The organism is Mesorhizobium loti (genome assembly GCF_003148495.1).
In the GTDB taxonomy this organism is placed as follows: Bacteria; Pseudomonadota; Alphaproteobacteria; order Rhizobiales; family Rhizobiaceae; genus Mesorhizobium; species Mesorhizobium loti.
Map to the genome: position 1 here is coordinate 235,184 of NZ_QGGH01000006.1, position 19,677 is coordinate 254,860.

Sequence of the window (19,677 nt, forward strand, 5' to 3'; positions counted from 1 at the left end):
AATGCCGGGCAGGGCAATGAGGGGCGGCACCAACGTTCGAAAACGATCGCGCTCGCAGGATCAGCCGACGAACTGCCGCGCCACGATCAGTACCGCCGCACCCGCCAAGAACATCGCCATCAACCCACCGCGCAGTGACACGACGGCGGTGACCACCAAAGCCGCCCACTCCGCCGGGCCGGCGTTCAACAATTCCGGCGCCACCAGCGTCGTCAGCACCGCCGCCGGCACCGCATTGAGGCCGGCTTCGACGCGCGGATGGATGGTGTCGAAGCGCGAGATCACCAGATGCCCGCCGATGCGGGTGAGATAGGTGGCGACTGCGCCGGCGATGATGATCCAGAATGTCGTGCTCATGGCCGTGCCTTCACGCCGCTGTGGTGGGGAGGCAGGATGACCGCCAGCAGCACGCCGGCAATCGCGCCGATCGAGACATGCCAGGGCGAGCCCACCGTCTTGTAGGCGACGATGGAGGCGGCGGCACTCGCTATGACCACCGGCAGCCACAGCGGCCGCTTGCGGAAGCCCAGCACAAGACCGAGAAAATAGATCGGCAGCAGGAAATCGATGCCCAGCGCATGCGTGTCGGGGATCAGCTTGCCGAACACCGCGCCGAGCGCGCTTTCGATCACCCAGAACACATAGACCGGCAGACCTAGCCCAAGATACCAGGCGAAGCCGACCGTCTGGCCGGATTGCGCCCGCGCCTCGGCCACAGCGAACTGCGGGTCGGTGAGGATGAAATAGCCGAGCGCTTGGCTGATGACGGGCCAATGCGCGATGCGCCGGCCGATGCCGGCGGAATAGAGCACATGGCGGAAGTTGACGGCAAAGATCGACAGCACGATCAGCCACGGCGCCACGTGCTGGCCGAACAGCTGGATGCCGACCATCTGGCTGGCGCCGCCATAGACCAGCGCGCTCATCAGGAAGGCTTCCAGAACCGAGAAGCCATTGTCGACGGCAAGCGCGCCGAACAGCACCGCAAACGGCGCCGACGCCACGACGACAGGCATGGAGAGCCGCACGCCTTGCCAGAAATCGCTTTTCGCGCCGCTCTCGGAAATTACGTCCGTCGCCATCGACCACTCCTGATGCATGTCGCCCAAAAATGCGTAGCGGTTTTGGGATAACGACAGGCACAACAACAAGGGAATGGCGGTATGTAGGTGGCGCAGCCTGCGCTGTCACACGAATTCGCTTGAGCCAAATGATCAGCGAAAATGATCGCCATGGCGCCTTGTCGAAGGGCTAGCCTGCGAGAACCTTGCCCTCGATCGCCCTGCCCCAGTCGAGCAGCGGCTTGGCGCGCAAGGTGAAATCGACGAGTTCGTCGACCAGATCAGCCGTATGGATTCCCGCCGGATCGATAACATGCTGAACGACAAAATGCCGGTGGCGGATGGCGGCGACCAGGTCAGCATCGCTGATATGCTCGAAGCCACGTGGCGTACGCTTCATGCGGCCTTCCGTCTCGAGTTCAAGACGGTTCTTCTTCAACGCCGCCACCAGGGCGCGAAACCTGTCCGGCTTTGCCGCGATGGCTTTGCGCATCGCCAGCAGCAGCGCCGGCTCCGGCTGCCACCAGGCGATGTCGGCAAAGCAGCGCTCGAGCCCGATATGCACGTAGAACACGCCCTGCTCCATCTTGGTGCCGTCGGGCGACAGGATAGCCGACAGATGCCGGTTGTAGGGCCGCTTGTCCTTGGCGAAGCGCACGTCGCGGTTGATCCGGAACAGCGACTTCTTGCGGTCGCCGCGCAGGCCGAGGTCCGCCTTTGCGAAGCGCTCGGTCAGCGTGTCGACCAGATCGCCAAAGGGATCGCGCAACTCCTGTTCGAACAGGTCACGATTTTCCAGGAACCATTCGCGGCTCTGGTGGAAATCCAGCGCCTTCAGGAACGGAATGGCTTTTGGGCCGAACCCTTTGAATGCGCCTTCCATCACGCCTTGCCGATCCGCACCAGCCAGGCATCCTCGTCGATCACCTCGATACCGAGTTCGCTGGCAAGCTTGAGCTTGGAGCCGGCCCCCGGTCCGGCGACCACCAGGTCCGTCTTGGCCGAGACCGAGCCCGCGACCTTGGCGCCGAGGCGCTCGGCCATCGCCTTGGCTTCGGAGCGTGTCATCTTCTCCAGCGAGCCTGTGAACACGACCGTCTTGCCGGCGACCTCGCTGTCGGCTGAGACGTTGACGACATACGGCTTCGGCTTGACCTGCATGAGCAGCGCATCAAGCACGTCGTCATTGCGCTCATTGCCGAAGAAATCGCGCAACGCGTCGATCACCGTGTCGCCAATGCCGTTGACCGATGGGAAGACGCTGTGTGGATCGGCTGCGGCCGCTGTCTCCTTGCCGACGCGGATCAGCTCCTCGATGGTCGAGAACGTCCGGGCAAGCACCGCCGCCGTCGTTTCGCCGATATGGCGGATGCCGAGCGCGAAGATGAAGCGGTCGAGTTCCGGCTCGCGGCGCGAATCGATGGCCGTGAACAGCTTGTCGAGACCCTCATAGTTGCGGTCCTCGACGCTGCGCACATTCTTGCGCGTCTTGCCCGATGCAGCCTCGCGCTGCCTGGCCTGCTCCTCACGCCGCTCCGCCAGCGCCCTGGTGACGGCCGGGCGGCGGTCCCTGAGCGTGAAGATATCGGCGGCGGTCTTGATCAATCCCGCATTGAAGAAGGTATCTATGTTTTCGGCACCAAGGCCTTCGATGTCCAGGGCACCGCGTGACACGAAGTGGCGCAATCCTTCCACCGCCTGCGCCGGACAGATCAGTTCGCCGGTGCAGCGGCGGCGCGAATCTTCCTTGCCGGTCTTCTCATTGATCTCGCGCGTCGCCGGCGAGCCGCAGATCGGACAAGTGTGGGGGAACTCGTATGGCACGGCATCGGGCGGCCGCTTGTCGATGACGACGCTGACGATCTGGGGAATGACGTCGCCTGCCCGCTGGATCACGACCGTATCGCCGATGCGAACGTCGATGCCGTCGCGGATCGGCTGACCCGTGCTGTCCAGGCCTTTGATGTAGTCCTCATTGTGCAGCGTGACATTCTCGACCACGACGCCGCCGACCGTGACCGGCGCCAGCCGCGCAACCGGCGCCAGCGTGCCGGTGCGGCCAACCTGGATGTCGATCTTCTGCACGGTCGTCATCGCCTGTTCGGCCGGAAATTTGTGCGCAACGGCCCAGCGCGGTTCGCCGGTGACGAACCCCCATCTGCGCTGCAATTCCAGCTGGTCGACCTTGTAGACGACGCCGTCAATGTCATAGCCCAGCGACGAGCGCTGCTCCTCGATGAGGCGATACTGGGCGACCAGATCATCGACCGATTTCGCCCTGACCATCAGCGGACTGATCTTGAACCCCCACTCGGCGAATTTCTGCACCGAATCATATTGGGTCGGAGCCGGATCCGCTGTCGTGTAGCCCCAGGCATAGGCGAAGAATTTGAGGTTGCGGCTGGCGGTGACGGATGGATCTTTCTGACGCAGCGATCCGGCCGCCGTGTTGCGCGGATTGACGTAGTCCTGACCGCCGACCGCCGCCGACCGCTGCTTCAGCGCCTCGAATTCCGCATAGGTCATATAGACCTCGCCGCGTATCTCGATGATTTCGGGCCAGCCCGAGCCCTTGAGCCTCGCGGGGATGTCGGCGATTGTCCGCAGGTTGGCGGTGATGTCTTCGCCGACAGTGCCGTCGCCCCGCGTTGCGCCCTGCACGAACACGCCGTTTTCGTAGCGCAGCGAAGCCGACAGCCCGTCGATCTTCGGTTCGGCCGTGAAGGCGATGTCGAGATCCTTGTCGCGATCGAAGAATCGCCGGCCGCGCTCGATGAAATCGGTGACATCGTCGTCGGTATAGGCCTTGGCAAGGCTGAGCATCGGCACGGCATGGCGCACCTTGGTAAAGCCCTCCGCGGGTGCTGCACCAACCCTGAGCGATGGCGAATCCTCGCGCACCAGCGCCGGAAAGCGCTCCTCGATAGCAAGGTTGCGCCGTGCCAGCGCATCATACTCGGCATCGCTTATTACAGGCGCATCTTCGGTATGATAGCGCCGGTCGTGCTCGGCGATCTCTTCCGCCAGGCGCTTCAGCTCGGCTTCGGCCTCGCTCTCACTGAGCGAATCGACAGGTTTTTCAGCCATGCTTTCCTCCCCCGAACTTTGGCCCGCCACAATAGATCAGGATTTTGGGAAAAGCATTCCTGAACAGCGGGATGGAGCCATATCCTGACTCGATCCCTGACACCCCTCGTTCTTATGCCGTGGTGTTTTCACGCAGCAGCCGCTCGGCTGCGGCGCGCGCCTCGTCGGTAATGGTGGCGCCGGCCAGCATGCGCGCGATCTCTTCCTGCCGCGCCGGCCGGTCCATCTCGGCAATGCCGGTGGCGACACGGTCGGTGGTGCCGGATTTGGAGATCAGGAAATGCGTCGCCGCGCGCGCCGCCACCTGTGGCGCGTGCGTAACCGAGAGCACCTGGACGCGCTTCGACAGCCGCGCCAGCCGCTGGCCGATGGCGTCGGCGACAGCGCCGCCCACGCCAGTATCGATTTCATCGAACACCAGCGTTGGCGCCGAGCCACGATCAGCCAGCGCCACTTTCAGCGCCAAAAGGAAGCGCGAAAGCTCGCCGCCGGACGCCACCTTCATCATCGGCCCGGGCCGCGTGCCGGGATTGGTGCGCACCCAGAATTCGATCTGATCGATGCCCTCTTCCATGCGGCTCTCGGCATCGCTCTTCATTTCCACAATGAAGGCAGCGCGTTCGAGCTTCAGCGCCGGCAATTCGGCCATGACCGCCTTGGTCAGGCCGACCGCAGCCGCATGACGAAGCGAGGACAGCTGCGCGGCGGCAATGTCATAGGTCTCGCGCGCGGCAGTGGCCTGCTTTTCCAGCCCGTGCAAGCGCTCCTCGCCAGCATCGAGATCGGCGAGATCGGCCGACATCGTGTCGCGCAACTGCGCCAGGTCGTCGACGGCGACGCTGTGCTTGCGCGAAGCCGCGCGCAGCGAAAACAGCCGCTCCTCCGCCTTCTCCAGCCGCTGTGGATCATATTCGGTGGCGCGTAGTGCGGCTTCAACGCCCGATTGCGCCGCGTCGAGCGACAGCATCGCCTCGTCGAGTGACTTGACCACTTCGTCGAGCAGGCCGGGCGCCTCGGTCACCTTGCGCTGCAGCCGTCTCAGCAGGCTGGCCAGTTGTGGCAAGGGCGAGGACGGGCCGGACAGCACATCCTGCGCATCATGGATTTCGGAGGCGATCTTCTCGGCCCGCATCATCGATGCGCGCAGTTCGGCGAGATCGGTCTCTTCGCCCGGCTGCGGATCGAGCTTGGTCAGTTCGGCCACCGCCGCTCGTAGATAATCGGCCTCGCGAGCGGCCGCCGCCACCTTGGCGCGATGACGCGACAGCTCCTGCTCGCTGGCGCGCCAGTGCCGCCATGCCTCGCCGGCCGAGCGGACGGCGCCGAGATGGCCGCCGAAAGCATCGAGCACCTCGCGGTGCGCGCCGGGATCGACCAGCGCACGTTCGTCATGCTGGCCGTGGATCTCGACCAGCGCGCGGCCGACATCGCGCATCAGGGTGACGCTCGAAGGCTGATCGTTGACGAAGACGCGGGTACGGCCATCCGCCGTCTGCAGGCGGCGCAGGATGATGTCGCCGTCATCCTCGATGGCGTTTTCGGCAAGCAGCGCGCGCACCGGATGGTTGCGCGGCACGTCGAATACGGCGATGACCTGACCTTGCGCCGCGCCATGGCGCACCAGCGACGCGTCGCCGCGCGCACCGAGCGCCAGCGACAAGGCATCGAGCAGGATGGATTTGCCGGCGCCGGTTTCGCCGGTCAGCACCGAAAGACCCGGCTGGAAGTCGATATCCAGCTTTTCGATCAGGACGATATCGCGGATCGACAGTCTGGAAAGCATCAGAACCCGAATCTAGAACGGCACGCGACCATTTGCAGTCGCAGCGCCGCACTATCTTTTTGTTTGAGCGTCGGATCAATCCGAAAAGCGCTGTGAACGCTTCAGTCGATACTCAGACGTCAGGCGCCGGTGATCATCTTTCCGGCCTTGGATATCCACGACCCGGCATTTTCGCGCGGTGCAAGCCCGTTGCTCTGCAGCAGCTTGTAGGAATCCTTGTACCACGAGCTGTCGGGGTAGTTGGTGCCGAGCACGGCGGCGGCGGTCTGCGCCTCCGAGGTCAGGCCCATCGCGTAATAGCTTTCGGTCAGGCGAGCGAGCGCCTCCTCGACATGGCGCGTGTTGGAATAGTTCTCGACCACGGTGCGGAAGCGCTTGACGGCGGCGATGTATTCACGGCGCTCGAGATAATAGCGGCCGATCTGCATTTCCTTGCCGGCCAGCTGATCGTTGGCGAAGCGGATCTTTTCCTTGGCGTCGTCGACATATTCCGATGTCGGCCAGCGCGTCACCAGATCCTGCATGGTCTGAAGGGTCTGGCGCGCTTCCTTCTGGTCCTGCGTCACGTCCTTGATCTGGCGGTAGTAGCTCAAACCGATGATATACTGCGCGTAAGCGGCGTCATCGGTCGACGGATACAGCGTGAGGTAGCGCTTGGCCGAGCCGATCGCCTCGTCGTAGTGGCCCTGGCGATAGTCGGCGAAAGCGCCCATCACCATCGATTTGCGGGCCCACTCCGAATAGGGATGCTGGCGGTCGACGGCGTCGAACTTGCGGCTTGCCTCCTGCAGGCGGCCGGCATTGAGATTGGCCAGGCCCTGATTGTAGAGAACATCGGCCGGTTCGGTCTGGTCGACATAGGTCGACAGGTCGATATCCTTCTCCGACGACATGCAGGCCGATAGAAAGAGCGATGGAACAACCACCGAAAGCGCCAGGAAAACAGCCCTCTGCGGCGCTTTCAATTGACCAACTCGCTTGAAAAACATGATTGGATTCCGCCCTTTCGGCGTTATTTCAATGCCCGTTGCATGCCATTGTTTCAAAACTGGTCCCCACTTTTGAACGACATGCCCTAATCGACGGCAGCAGCCATAAACCATAACCGCCTTGCCCGGCAACGCTATCTCCGGCCAATCGCGCATTTTTATGGCGGCCGGACACAGCTTGAACATCCGTGCAATTTCACCAGCAGGTGGTGCATTCATGCAACACTAGCCGCCCGTTATGGAACCCGAAAAAATGAAGGAAATCAGATCATCCAGGGCGCATAGAGCGGTGCGTTGACGGCGTTCATCTCGGCGGTGCGGCCACGCTCGCGGCGCGTCGTCTCGACGATCTCGAACGCGGTGCGGTCGGACAGTAGGCGGCGCAAAGCCGCGGCATTCATCCTGTGACCACCGCGGTAGGAACGGAAGCAGCCGATGAAGCGGGCACCGGCCAGCGCCAGGTCGCCCATGGCGTCCAGCGTCTTGTGGCGCACGAATTCGTTGGGATAGCGCAGGCCGCCCATGTTGATGACGCGGTTGTCGTCACCGATCACCAGCGAGTTCTCCAGCGAGGAGCCGAGCGCATAGCCGGCGGCCCACAGCCGCTCGACATCCTTCATGAAGCCGAAGGTGCGCGCGCGCGCGATGTCGCGGCGGAAGATATCGGCATTGAGGTCGGATGCGAACAGCTGACGGCCGATTGCCGGGCTTTCGAAGTCGATCTCGATCTCGAAACGGGTGCCGTCATAGGGCCTGAACTCCGCCCAGGAGGCGCCGTTCTCGATGCGGACCGGCTTGATGACCCTGATATAGCGGCGCTTGACCGAGAGCGTCTCGATGCCCGCCTGATCGATGGCTCCGACGAACGCCATGGCGCTGCCGTCGAAGATCGGAACCTCGGAACCATCGATCTCGATGGCGACATTGTCGATGCCGAGCCCGAACAGCGCCGCCATGATGTGCTCGACCGTGGCGATGTGTTCGCCCGCGGGATCACCAAGCATAGTGCACAGGTCGGTAGCGCCGACTTCCGAGACCAGGGCGCGGAACTCGCGGCCCTGCTCTGCACCGTTGAAAAGCTGGAAAACGATACCGGTGTCGGCATCCGCCGGCAAAAAGCTGATGGAAACTTCCTTGCCGCTGTGGACGCCGGTGCCAGTAAGCGACGCGCGCGTCTTCAATGTCGTCTGATAGTCGTGCAAGACAATCCCCATAAGCCCGTAATGCCTAGGTCCGCTTCTCCAGCCCGAGGGCGCGGCTCTTGTGTGAATCGGCAAGCAGGGCGACTTCCCCCGAAATCCCGGCAAACCGACGATGGTAGGCAGCGAAGATAATGTCCCGTCAGGGAGACTCCAAATCACGGTTTCTTACTCTGTGTAACCGCAAACTGGAATGGGCACGATTTGGTAAGTGATTGAAATCACATCATTTAAAAACGTTAACAGGCAAGCGATTCCTCGCTTGCCTGTTAACAAATGTTACAGTCCGTTTACCAATCAGTTGGCCTGGCGGCGCAAGAACGCCGGAATCTCCAGCTGATCGTCTTCCTGAGTCGACCTGACCTGCGGTGTCAGGCGGCCCTGGTCGTCAAGCTGACCACGGCGCGGTGCGTAGAGCTGCGCGTCCTGGCTGGCGAGACGGCGCACTTCGGGCGCTGCCTGGCGCAGCTTGGGCTCGCGCGGCTGCGCCGGCTGCAGCCGTGCAGGCTCTTCTTCGCGGCGGGTCAGGCCGTTGGTCAGGCGCTTCAGCAGGCCCATCGGTCCGCTGTTGTTCTCGTGGTCGACCGGGCGGCTCTTGGCATCCACCTCGGCCTTGACGACGGGCGGAAAGTCCTCGACGCGCGGCATCCGCTGCGGCGCCATGGCAACCGGCTGCGGGGCTTCGCGCAGCATCTCGCGCGGCTGCGGAGCCGGCTGCATCATCTGCTGGACCACCGGCTGCGGCATCGGCTGTGCTGGCGGCGCCTGGAAGATCTTGCTCTGCGGGCGGAAATCTTCAGCGTGAGCGACCGGAGCCGGGCGCGCCTGAGCCATGGCCGCGGCATTGGCTTCGGCCAGCTGGATGGCTTCGGCGACCGGGTCGGCCGCGCGTGGCTCGTATGCCGCCTGCTGGACCGGCGCCGGGCGGCTTTCCACCGCGGCAACGGCTGGGCGGCTGACCGGCTTCGGCGGCGCCGTGCGGATCGAGATCGGCGCAGCGGCGATTTCAGCCGCCGACTTGTCGATGCCGGTGGCAACCACCGAGACGCGGATGACGCCTTCGAGTTCCTCGTCGAAGGTGGCGCCCAGGATGATGTTGGCGTCCTGGTCGACTTCCTCGCGGATACGCGTTGCCGCTTCGTCGACTTCGAACAGCGTCAGGTCGCGGCCGCCGGTGATCGAGATCAGCAGGCCCTTGGCGCCCTTCATCGAGGTCTCGTCGAGCAACGGGTTGGCGATTGCCGCTTCTGCGGCGGCCATCGCGCGGCCCTCGCCCGAAGCCTCGCCGGTGCCCATCATCGCCTTGCCCATCTCGCGCATGACGGAACGGACGTCGGCGAAGTCGAGATTGATCAGGCCTTCCTTGACCATCAGGTCGGTGATGCAGGCAACACCGGAATAGAGCACCTGGTCGGCCATGGCGAAAGCGTCGGCGAAGGTGGTCTTGTCATTGGCCAGCCGGAACAGGTTCTGGTTGGGGATGACGATCAGCGTATCGACGCATTTCTGCAATTCCTCGATGCCGAAGTCCGCCGTCTTCATGCGGCGCTGGCCTTCGAAATGGAACGGCTTGGTGACGACGCCGACGGTGAGGATGCCCTTTTCGCGGGCAGCGCGGGCAACGACGGGAGCAGCACCCGTACCGGTGCCGCCGCCCATGCCGGCGGTGACGAAGCACATATGGGTGTTGGTCAGGTGATCGAGAATTTCGTCGATGCACTCTTCCGCCGCCGCACGGCCGACTTCCGGTTGCGATCCGGCGCCAAGGCCTTCGGTGACATGCGCGCCAAGCTGGATCAGCCGTGAGGCCTTCGACATGGTCAGCGCCTGCGCGTCGGTGTTGGCCACCACGAACTCGACACCGCGCAAACCGGCGGTGATCATGTTGTTGACGGCATTGCCGCCGCCGCCGCCGACACCGAACACGGTGATGCGCGGCTTAAGCTCGGTGATGTCCGGCTTTTGCAGATTGATGGTCATTGTCTCCGTCCTTTGCCTTTCACGCCGCTTCGCCGCCGCGGCCGCCTATGGGGCTGTCCCCGTCAATTTAGAAACTGTCTCTCAACCACTGACTCATGCGATGCAGTTTTCCGCCCGTTCCGGTCATTCTGAGACCGGAAATTCCTTTCGCCGGATGGCTCTCGAAGCTCGCCATCTGCGGATAGATCAGAAGCCCTACCGCGGCCGAGAAAGCCGGCCCCTTCGCCGCTTCCGGCAGGCCGGCCACGCCGAGCGGACGGCCGATGCGCACATTGCGTCCCAGGATGCGGCGCGCCGCTTCCGGCAGGCCGGCAAGCTGGCTGGCGCCGCCGGTGAGCACGACACGCTTGCCCACCGCATTGCCGTAGCCGGACTTGTTGAGCCGGTCGCGCAGCAGTTCGAGCGTCTCGTCGATGCGAGCGCGCACGATGCGCGTCATCACCGAGCGCGGGATCTGCAAAGGCACATCGCCATCGTCGCCGATCGGCTGGATCGAAACCAGGTCGCGATCGTCAGCGCTGCCGGGCAGCGCCGAGCCATGCATCACCTTCAGCCGTTCGGCGGCATCGAGCGAGGTCGACAGTCCCTTGGCCATGTCCAGCGTGACATGATTGCCGCCGATGGCGATGGCGTCGCCATGGACGAACTTGCCTTCCGAAAACACCGAGATCGTCGTCGTGCCGCCGCCCATGTCGATGCAGGCCGCGCCCATTTCCAGTTCGTCGTCGACCAGGGCCGCCAACCCGCTGGCATAGGGCGTCGCCACCATGCGCTCGACCGACAGATGCGAACGGTTGATGGAAAGCTCCAAATTGCGCATCGGCGCAGCGTCGCCGGTCAACACATGCATGTCGACGCCGAGTGCGTCGCCGACCATGCCGCGCGGATCGCGCACGCCGCGTTCCGCATCCAGCGAGAAGCCGACTGGAAGCGAATGGATCACCTCGCGCTCGACCTTCAGCGCCTGCTTGGCGCCGGCGCCGAGAACGCGCTTGATGTCGGTCTCGTCGGCCTCATGGCCGCCAAGATTGATGGTGGCGGAGAAGGCTTCGCTCTTCAGCCGACCGGCCGTCATGTTGACGATCAGCGAATCGACCGTCAGCCCGGCCATGCGCTCCGCCGCATCAACGGCGAGACGGATGGCATGCTCGGCGCGGTCGAGATCGACGACAACCCCCGACTTCACGCCTTGCGACTTCTGATGGCCGATGCCGATAACCTGGATCCGGTGCGAGCGGCCACGCAACAGCTTGCCGTCATCGCACGGCTTCAGCTTGGCCACCATGCAGCAGACCTTGCTCGAACCGACATCCAGCACCGTCAGGGTCCCGGATCGGCGCGACGAGGCATCGCCATGACCGCCAAGCCAGCTCATATCTTCGTCTCCGGCTTGCGCTTCAGGCTCTTGGGTTTTTCGTTGAGTGCGGCTTCGCGCTGCGTTGCCGCCTCGGGCGTCAACTGCACGACCAGCCGGTCGGTCAGGCGCATGTCGACGGCGGCGATGTCGCGTGACAACAGCCCCTTGTCCTGGTCCATCTTGACGAGTTCGGCCAGCGCCTGATCCTCGTCATCCTCGGGAAGCTTGACAGTGATGCCATTGTCCAGCTTCAGGTCCCAGCGCCGTTCGCCGACGCGGATATAGCCTTTGATCCGGGTGGCGAGATCAGGATATTTTTCGATCTTGGCGATGAAGTCGGGCGCGCTCGCCGGCGCGCCGGTGCCGATCAGCAGCGGCAGCAACACCTGCTTGCCGCCCGAGAACGGCGCGATCACAGCGCCATCCTTCTCGATGACGGACAGCTCATCGCCCTGCTGCCAGAGCGCGAAGGCCTGGCGCTCTTCGACGCGCACTTCCAGCGTGTGCGGGTAGACCTTGCGAACCGCCGCAACCTCGATCCACGGCAGGCCGGAGATGCGCTCGCGCGCCGCCTCGGCGTCAAAGCCGATCAGCGACGTCCAACCGTCGAGCTCGAGCCTGTCGAGAATATCGATCTCCGAGGTCTGGCGATTGCCGACCACCTTGACCTGGTCGACGGCAAAGCCGGTGCGGGCAGTGATGCTCTGCACGATGCCGTCGACATGGCCGCCGAGATAGGCGCCATAGGCACTGCTCGAGGCAATCAAAACGGCCGACATCATGGCCGCGGAAAAGCGCGGCGCCTGGAATTCCCCGACGCCAAGGCGCGCCAGAATGCGCACCGGGCGGCGCAGCATCCGCGGCAGCACGAAATGGTCCAACGACAACGGCAGGCCGAACAGCGCCGGCCCGGCCGCGCCCCTCTCCTTACCCTGTCCCCATTTCAACGCAGACACGAAGCGTCCTCCACCATCCAACTCAACAAATCGCCAAACGAGTGCCCGGCCTGGGCGGCGATTTCAGGCACCAAGGACGTCGGCGTCATACCCGGCTGGGTGTTGACCTCGAGCCACACAACCTCGCCGTTTTCGGAATGCCGATCGTCATAACGGAAGTCCGACCGGGAAACGCCCCGACAACCGATCGCTTGGTGAGCCTTGAGCGCCAGTGTTTGTATTTTTTGGTAAATATTCGGTGAAACTTTTGCGGGGCATTCGTGCTTTGATCCCCCAGCGACATATTTTGAATCATAGTCGTAGAAGGAATGGCCGGTCGGGATGATCTCGCAGACCCCCAGCGCCACATCGCCCATCACCGCGCAGGTCAGCTCGCGGCCATGGATGTAACGCTCGACCATGACGGTATCGCCATATTTCCACTCGGACGAGCCGATCACCTGCGGCGGATGCGACTGGCCTTCATGCACGATGACGACGCCGAAGCTCGAGCCCTCATTGACCGGCTTGACCACATAGGGCGGCTTCATCGGATGTTTGCTCTGGATGGCGAAGCGGCTGGCGACCTTCGATTCGGCGACCGGCACGCCGACCGCCTTGGCAACCCGCTTGGCCTGCTCCTTGTTCATGGCCAGAGCCGAGGCGAGCACGCCGGAATGGGTGTAGGGAATGCCGAGATATTCGAGGATGCCCTGGACAGTGCCGTCCTCGCCAAAAGGGCCATGCAGCGCGTTGAAGACAACATCGGGCTTGAGCTCGGCAAGCACGGAGCCGACATCGCGCCCGACATCGACGCGCGTGACCTGGTAGCCTTCCTTCTCGAGCTCATCGGCACAAGCCTTTCCCGAAGACAGGGACACGGGCCGCTCGGACGAAAAACCACCCAGCAGGACGGCCACATGCTTGCTTTTCATTCCCCGGCATCCCCTCTCACGGCGGACCAAAAACCAAGATTTTCCGCAACATTGAGTCCGAGTCTCCCAGCAGGTTGCCCCCCAGACGGAAAACGCGGGTAACGCGTCGAACGACTCAAATCAGGAAACGCTTTTGAGCAGAGAATCAGAGAGTTGATTCACTGGCAAGTGCTTACGATTCCGAGAGATTCACTTTCTGAGAAAATGGATGCGAAAAGCGTGTCGTTGAGTCTTTACAGCAACGGTCGCGGGTCGTTTTGATCCCGTCGAAGTTCATGTATCACATGAAGTTCGACGCGGGCTAAAGCAGCTGTCCGAGAAACTCCTGGACGGCATGCCCCGGCCGGAAATTGCCGATGCGCTTGATTTCCCATTGCAACCGGATTCCGGAATTCTCCAGCACCCGCGTGCGCACCGTCTCGCCGAGATATTCAAGATCGTAGCCGGTCGCGGTTCCCGTGTTGATCATGAAGTTGCAATGCATCGGCGACATCTGCGCGCCGCCGATCATCAGGCCGCGGCAACCCGCCTTGTCGATCTCCTTCCAGGCCGACGTGCCTTCGGGATTCTTGAAGGTCGAGCCGCCGGTCTTCTCGCGGATCGGCTGCACGGTCTCGCGATGGTTCTGCACGGCCTCCATCGCCACCTTGATCGCCGCCTTTTCTTCTGGATACCCCTCGAAAACCGCCGATGTGAAGATCACGCCAGCCGGCACCGCCGAATGGCGATAAGAATAGTCCATGTCCTCAGCCAGGAATGTCGTGATTTCCCCCTTGCGAGTAAGCCCTCGCAACTCGACAACCCGTTCGCGGGTCTCCACGCCGTTGGCGCCGGCATTCATGACAAGCGCGCCGCCTACGGCGCCGGGAATGCCGTGGTAGAAATGGAACCCGCCAATGCCTTCCTCCAGGGCAAATGCGGCGAGGCGCTTGTCAGGGGCGGCAGCACCGGCGTTGATCCCGCCAGTTGCTGTTCTCTCGATCTGACCGAAACCTTTCGCCGAAAGCCTGATGACGAAGCCTGGAATGCCGCCGTCCCGAACCAGAAGGTTCGAGCCAACGCCAACCACGGTCAGCGGTATCTCTTCGGGAACCGCGCGCAGGAACGCCGCAAGATCTTCCTCGTCGGCCGGCTGGAACAGCACCTCGGCCAGCCCACCGGCGCGGAACCAGGTAATCTTGTCCATCTCGGCATTCGGCGTGAGGCGGCCGCGCAGGCCGGCAAGCCGGTCGCCAAGTCTGTCGATCAGGGCCTGGCCGTGCATCATGAGACGGTCCCGCCAAGCTCCTTGGGCAACGCATAGGCCCATTGGGTGATGTTGCCGGCGCCAAGGAAGACGACGAAATCGCCCGGCTTGGCCAGATCGCGGATGATGGGCGCAATCGCCGCCGGACCCTCGATGTAGCGAGCGTCGCGATGGCCGCCGGCGCGGATGCGCGACACCAGCGCGTCCGAACTGACGCCGTCGATCGGCTCTTCGCCGGCCGCGTAGACCGGCGCCACCATCACCGTGTCGGCGTCGTTGAAGCAGGTCGAAAACTCGTTGAATAGGTCATGCAGTCGGGTGAAGCGATGCGGCTGGGCAATGGCGATGACGCGGCCCTTGGTGGCGCTGCGTGCCGCCTTCAGCACCGCCGAGATTTCGACCGGATGGTGGCCGTAATCGTCGAATATTTCGACGCCGTCCCACGAACCGGTGTGGGTGAAGCGGCGCTTGACGCCGGCGAAGGACGACAGGCCCTTCTTGATCGCCTCGGCCGACAGGCCGAGCTCATGCGCGACGGCGATCGCAGCCGTCGCGTTGGAGACGTTGTGACGGCCGGGCATCGGCAGGCGCAGGCCTGCAATCGTCGTTTGGCCGCCGGTCTTGCGGTCGCGGATCACCACGTCGAATTCCGAAATGGCACCGGCCATGCGGTGGTTGGTGAAGCGCACATCGGCCTGCGCGTTCTCGCCATAGGTGATGACGCGGCGATCTTCGATGCGGCTGACCAGCGCCTGCACCTCAGGATGATCGGTGCACATCACGCCAAAACCGTAGAACGGCACGTTCTCGACGAACTGGCGGAAGGCCTCGCGCACCTTGTCGAAACTGCCATAGTGATCGAGATGCTCGGGATCGATGTTGGTGACGACGGCGATCTCGGCCGGCAGCTTGAGGAAGGTGCCGTCGCTCTCGTCGGCCTCGACCACCATCCATTCGCCGTCGCCCATGCGCGCGTTGGTGCCATAGGCATTGATGATGCCCCCATTGATGACGGTCGGATCGAGCCCGCCGGCGTCGAGCAAGGTCGCCACCATCGAGGTCGTCGTCGTCTTGCCATGCGTGCCGCCGATCGCCACCGCCTGGCGAAAGCGCATCAGCTCGGCCAGCATCTCGGCCCGGCGCACGATCGGCAACAGCTTTTCGCGCGCGGCCTTGAGCTCCGGGTTGGATTTCTTGATCGCCGTCGAGACGACGACCACCTCGGCATCGCCGAGGTTCTCGGCCTTGTGGCCGACGAAGCATTCGATGCCCTTGTCGCGCAGCCGCTGCACATTGGCGCTTTCGGCCTGGTCGGACCCTTGCACCTTGTAGCCGAGATTGTGCAGCACTTCGGCAATGCCGCTCATGCCGATGCCGCCAATACCGATGAAATGCACAAGGCCGATGGTCTGCGGCATCTTCATGCGTGCGTCCCCTTCCTGAAATCCGAAACGGTTTTTTTCGACGCAATAGCCTCTGTGAGATCAGCGAGCAACCGTGCCGCGTCCGGCCTGCCTGCCGATTTCGCGCCCGCCGCCATCGCCGCCAGCCGCTCGGGAGCATCCATCAGCCCGCCGACGAGCGCTGCGATGCGTTCGGGCGAAAGCGAGGATTGTGGGTGCACTTCGCCGCCGCCAGCAGCGGCAAGGGCCGCCGCGTTCGCCGCCTGGTCGTGATCGAGCGCATAGGGGTAAGGCACCAGCAGCGCCGGCCGGCCAATGACGGCGATCTCCGAGACAGTCGAGGCACCGGAGCGCGAGATCACCAGGTGAGCGGTCGCTATGCGCTGCGCCATATCGGTGAAGAAGGGTGAGACCTCGACGGCGACGCCAAGGGCGGCATAGGCCGCCTTGACCCGCGCCACGTCATCCGCGCGCGCCTGCTGCGTGATCACCAGCCGCTTGCGCTGGGCATCGGAAAGCAGCGCCATGGCTCCCGGCACGGCATCGGAAAAGAACTGGGCGCCCTGGCTGCCGCCGAACACCAGCAGGCGGAACGGCTGTTCCCCGGTCGACGCCGCATAAGCCGTCTTGGCCGCTTCCAGCACGGCAGGCCTGACCGGATTGCCCGTCGTCACCGTCTTGACGCCGGCAGAACTGGTGTCCTGCGGCAGGAAGCCGCCGGCGATGGCATCGACGCGGCCGGCCAGAGCACGGTTGGCGCGTCCCATCACCGCGTTCTGCTCATGGATCAGCGTCGGCACCTTGCGCCGTGTCGCCGCGTAGAGCGGCGGCAAGGTCGGATAGCCGCCGAAGCCGACGACGGCATCCGGCTTGATCCTGCCAATGATGGCGGAAGCCTGACGCACGCCGCGCCAGATTTTCCAGAAGGCGCCAAGCAGGGCAAAAGGATTTTTCGAGCCCATCGTCGCCGACTGGATCGGATGGATGGCGGCGGCAGGGAAATGGCTGGCGAAACGCTCGGCACGGTCGTCGGTCGCCAGATGTACCGACCAGCCGCGCTCGTTCAGCTCATGCGCCAGCGCCTCGGCCGGGAAAAGGTGCCCACCGGTTCCGCCCGCCGCGAGAAGGATGACGCCTCTGGCCATATCACTCCGCCGGCACGGCGCGTTGCGACAGGCCAAAGCCCATCTGCTTGCGCTTTTCCGGCCGCTTGCGTGTCAGCGCCAGCACCATGCCCATCGAGATGGCGATGGCGATCTGCGAGGAGCCTCCATAGGAGATGAACGGCAGCGTCATGCCCTTGGCCGGCACCAACTGCAGGTTGACGCACATGTTGATGACAGCCTGCAGGCCGAAGACGGTGACGAGACCGCCGACCGCATAGCGGGTGAAATCGTCATGTTCCTTCAGCGCCGTGTTGAGGCCGCGCAGCACGATGAAGGCGAAGATCGACATGATGAAGAAGCACATGATCAGCCCGAACTCTTCGCCGGCGACCGAGAAGACGAAGTCGGCATGGCTGTCGGGGATGACCCGCTTGACCGTACCCTCACCCGGCCCGACGCCGAACCAGCCGCCATTGATCAGCGCCTCGCGTCCCATGTCGACCTGGAACGTGTCGCCTTCGCCGGTGAGGAACTTGTCGATGCGCAAGGCAACGTGCGGAAACACCGTATAGGCGGCGAAAACGCCGCCGACGCCGGCCGCACCCAGCGCGACGATCCACAGCCATGGCAGCCCCGCCATGAAGAACATGATGCCCCAGGTGCCGGTCGTCAGCATGGTCTGGCCGAGGTCCGGTTGCGCCACCAGCAGCGACACGACCAGCACCAGCAGCAGCATGGCGAACAGATTGCCCGGAATGTCGGGCTGGCGCTTGTGTTCGGCAAACAGCCAGGCGCACATGATGACGAAGGCGGGCTTGAGGAATTCAGAGGGCTGGATCGACAGGCCGGCAAGCGACACCCAGCGGCGCGCACCCTTCACCTCGACGCCGATGTAGAGCACCGCCACCATCAGCACCAGCATCAGGCACAGCATGATCAGCGCCATGCGCCGGATCTGCCGGGAATCGAGGAACGACACGGCCAGCATCACGCCAAGCGCCGGCACGGTGAAGATGATCTGCCTTGTGGCGAAGTGGAAACTGTCGAGACCGATGCGTTCGGCCACCGCCGGGCTGGCCGCGAAGGACAAGACGATGCCAAGCCCCATCAGCGACAGGAACGCCGCCAGGAACCAGCGATCGATCGTCCACCACCAGGTCGCAACCGGACTTTTGTCGAGACGGCTCTGCATTATCGTGCCCCTCCGATGGGTTTCACACCCTCGATAGCATTCGCAGCTTGCCTGAAGGCTTCGCCACGGACTTCGAAATTCTTGAACTGGTCGAAACTGGCGCAGGCCGGCGACAACAGCACCACCGCCTCGCCGCTGTCATCCTTAGCCGCATCATGCGCGGCGTGCTCGACCGCCGCGGCCAGCGTGCCTGAAATCTCGTAAGGCACGGCCTCGCCCAGTGTCGCCGAAAAAGCCGGCGCGGCCTCGCCAATCAGATAGGCCTTGGCGATACGCGGGAAGAAGCCGCGCAACGGCTCGATGCCGCCTTCCTTGGGCAAGCCGCCGGCGATCCAGTAGATGCGCTGAAAGCTCGACAGTGCCGGCGCCGCCGCATCGGCATTGGTCGCCTTGGAATCGTTGATGAACAGCACATGGTCCTTGCGGCCGACCTGCTCCATGCGGTGCGCAAGGCCGGGAAAGCTTTCGAGCCCCGACTGGATCTCGCCAAGTTCCAGCCCGACCTTCAGGCAAGCAGCGACCGCTGCCAGCGCGTTCTGCGCATTGTGCTGGCCGCGCAGCGAGCCGATGCCTTCGAGGAAGGCGACGCGGCTGTAGCGGCCGTGCACGGCTTCCATCAGATTGGTGCCGTCGGCGAAATAGCCGTCGGTCAGCGGCAGCCGCTTGGAGATGCGGATGACATGCCGTCCCGCCCGCTCCAGCCGCTCGGCAATCTGCGCGCACCAGGAATCGTCGATGCCGATGATCGCCGTCTCGCTGCCGGCCACCAGCCGTTCCTTGATCGCGGCGTAGTGCTGCATGGTGCCGTGACGGTCGAGATGGTCGGGCGTCAGATTGAGCAGGATGCCGGCCGTCGGGTTGATCGAGGGCGCGAGGTCGATCTGGTAGGACGAGCATTCGACGACATAATGCCGGTCGGGCTCGGGCGGATCGAGCGTCATCACCGCGCGGCCGATATTGCCGCCCATCTGGGTGTCGCGGCCGGACGCCTTCAGGATATGCGCGGTCAGCGCGGTCGTCGTCGACTTGCCGTTGGTGCCGGTGATGGCGATGAAGGGCGCCGTTGGCGCACTAAGCATTCGCTCGCGGCAGAAAAGCTCGATGTCGCCGATGATCTCGACGCCTGAACCGCGCGCCAGCTCCACCGTCCAATGCGGCTTGGGATGCGTCAGCGGCACGCCTGGCGACAGCACGAAAGCCGAGAACTTCGCCCAGTCGGCACCGCGCAGATCGGCGGTTGCGATTCCGGTAGCCGAGGCCTTGGCGACGCTGTCGGGATTATCGTCCCAGGCCAGCAGGTCCGCCCCACCCTCGATCAGCGCGCGCGCCGTCGCGATCCCCGAGCCACCGAGCCCGAAGAGCGAAACGTGCTTGCCTGAAAAGGATGCGGCGGGGATCAAAGGG

The 19,677-nt window shown here is 63.8% G+C and carries 16 protein-coding genes; all 16 read right to left on the reverse strand.

What is annotated here, in order from left to right; translation table 11 throughout:
- Positions 1 to 60 precede the first annotated feature (60 nt).
- Positions 61 to 357, reverse strand: a complete 297-nt coding sequence (locus C8D77_RS23030; RefSeq protein ID WP_109668228.1) for an AzlD family protein — start codon at positions 355 to 357, stop codon at positions 61 to 63.
- Positions 354 to 1,082 carry an AzlC family ABC transporter permease gene (locus C8D77_RS23035; RefSeq protein WP_109668480.1) on the reverse strand — a complete coding sequence of 243 codons (729 nt, stop codon included), beginning with the start codon at positions 1,080 to 1,082 and terminating at the stop codon, positions 354 to 356. Before C8D77_RS23035 ends, C8D77_RS23030 begins: the two co-directional genes overlap by 4 nt.
- Positions 1,083 to 1,251: 169 nt before the next feature.
- Entirely contained in the window at positions 1,252 to 1,944 is a 693-nt protein-coding gene (locus C8D77_RS23040; protein WP_109668230.1) for a DUF2461 domain-containing protein, read from the reverse strand.
- Positions 1,944 to 4,148: an NAD-dependent DNA ligase LigA gene (ligA, locus tag C8D77_RS23045; protein WP_109668232.1), complete on the reverse strand. Its 2,205-nt coding sequence runs from the start codon at positions 4,146 to 4,148 to the stop codon at positions 1,944 to 1,946. The genes C8D77_RS23040 and ligA overlap by 1 nt, the downstream gene beginning before the upstream one ends.
- Before the next feature lie 112 nt (positions 4,149 to 4,260).
- On the reverse strand, positions 4,261 to 5,931 hold the full coding sequence (gene recN / locus C8D77_RS23050) for a DNA repair protein RecN (protein WP_109668234.1): 1,671 nt from the start codon (positions 5,929 to 5,931) through the stop codon (positions 4,261 to 4,263).
- 119 nt (positions 5,932 to 6,050) lie between these two features.
- Complete coding sequence (locus C8D77_RS23055; RefSeq protein WP_109668236.1) at positions 6,051 to 6,920, reverse strand: outer membrane protein assembly factor BamD; 870 nt, start codon at positions 6,918 to 6,920, stop codon at positions 6,051 to 6,053.
- Positions 6,921 to 7,183: 263 nt separating this feature from the next.
- Positions 7,184 to 8,134, reverse strand: a complete 951-nt coding sequence (gene lpxC / locus C8D77_RS23060) for a UDP-3-O-acyl-N-acetylglucosamine deacetylase (protein WP_109668238.1) — start codon at positions 8,132 to 8,134, stop codon at positions 7,184 to 7,186.
- Positions 8,135 to 8,416: 282 nt separating this feature from the next.
- Positions 8,417 to 10,099, reverse strand: coding sequence for a cell division protein FtsZ (ftsZ, locus tag C8D77_RS23065; protein WP_109668241.1), 1,683 nt, complete (start codon positions 10,097 to 10,099; stop codon positions 8,417 to 8,419).
- Between the two features lie 67 nt (positions 10,100 to 10,166).
- The gene (gene ftsA / locus C8D77_RS23070) at positions 10,167 to 11,474 is read right to left on the reverse strand and encodes a cell division protein FtsA (protein WP_109668243.1); all 1,308 of its coding nucleotides are present in this window, start codon (positions 11,472 to 11,474) and stop codon (positions 10,167 to 10,169) included.
- Positions 11,471 to 12,412 carry a cell division protein FtsQ/DivIB gene (locus tag C8D77_RS23075; RefSeq protein ID WP_109668245.1) on the reverse strand — a complete coding sequence of 314 codons (942 nt, stop codon included), beginning with the start codon at positions 12,410 to 12,412 and terminating at the stop codon, positions 11,471 to 11,473. Before C8D77_RS23075 ends, ftsA begins: the two co-directional genes overlap by 4 nt.
- The gene (locus C8D77_RS23080) at positions 12,400 to 13,326 is read right to left on the reverse strand and encodes a D-alanine--D-alanine ligase (protein WP_109668247.1); all 927 of its coding nucleotides are present in this window, start codon (positions 13,324 to 13,326) and stop codon (positions 12,400 to 12,402) included. The genes C8D77_RS23075 and C8D77_RS23080 overlap by 13 nt, the downstream gene beginning before the upstream one ends.
- Before the next feature lie 301 nt (positions 13,327 to 13,627).
- A complete protein-coding gene (murB, locus tag C8D77_RS23085) occupies positions 13,628 to 14,593 on the reverse strand; it encodes a UDP-N-acetylmuramate dehydrogenase (protein WP_109668249.1) in 966 nt (321 codons plus the stop codon).
- Positions 14,590 to 15,996 (reverse strand): UDP-N-acetylmuramate--L-alanine ligase, encoded by a 1,407-nt coding sequence (murC, locus tag C8D77_RS23090; protein ID WP_109668251.1) that lies wholly within the window; start codon positions 15,994 to 15,996, stop codon positions 14,590 to 14,592. The genes murB and murC overlap by 4 nt, the downstream gene beginning before the upstream one ends.
- A complete protein-coding gene (murG, locus tag C8D77_RS23095; protein WP_109668253.1) occupies positions 15,993 to 17,120 on the reverse strand; it encodes an undecaprenyldiphospho-muramoylpentapeptide beta-N-acetylglucosaminyltransferase in 1,128 nt (375 codons plus the stop codon). The genes murC and murG overlap by 4 nt, the downstream gene beginning before the upstream one ends.
- 1 nt (position 17,121) lies before the next feature.
- Positions 17,122 to 18,273 carry a putative lipid II flippase FtsW gene (gene ftsW / locus C8D77_RS23100; protein ID WP_027034940.1) on the reverse strand — a complete coding sequence of 384 codons (1,152 nt, stop codon included), beginning with the start codon at positions 18,271 to 18,273 and terminating at the stop codon, positions 17,122 to 17,124.
- Positions 18,273 to 19,673: a UDP-N-acetylmuramoyl-L-alanine--D-glutamate ligase gene (gene murD / locus C8D77_RS23105; protein WP_109668255.1), complete on the reverse strand. Its 1,401-nt coding sequence runs from the start codon at positions 19,671 to 19,673 to the stop codon at positions 18,273 to 18,275. Before murD ends, ftsW begins: the two co-directional genes overlap by 1 nt.
- Positions 19,674 to 19,677 lie beyond the last annotated feature (4 nt).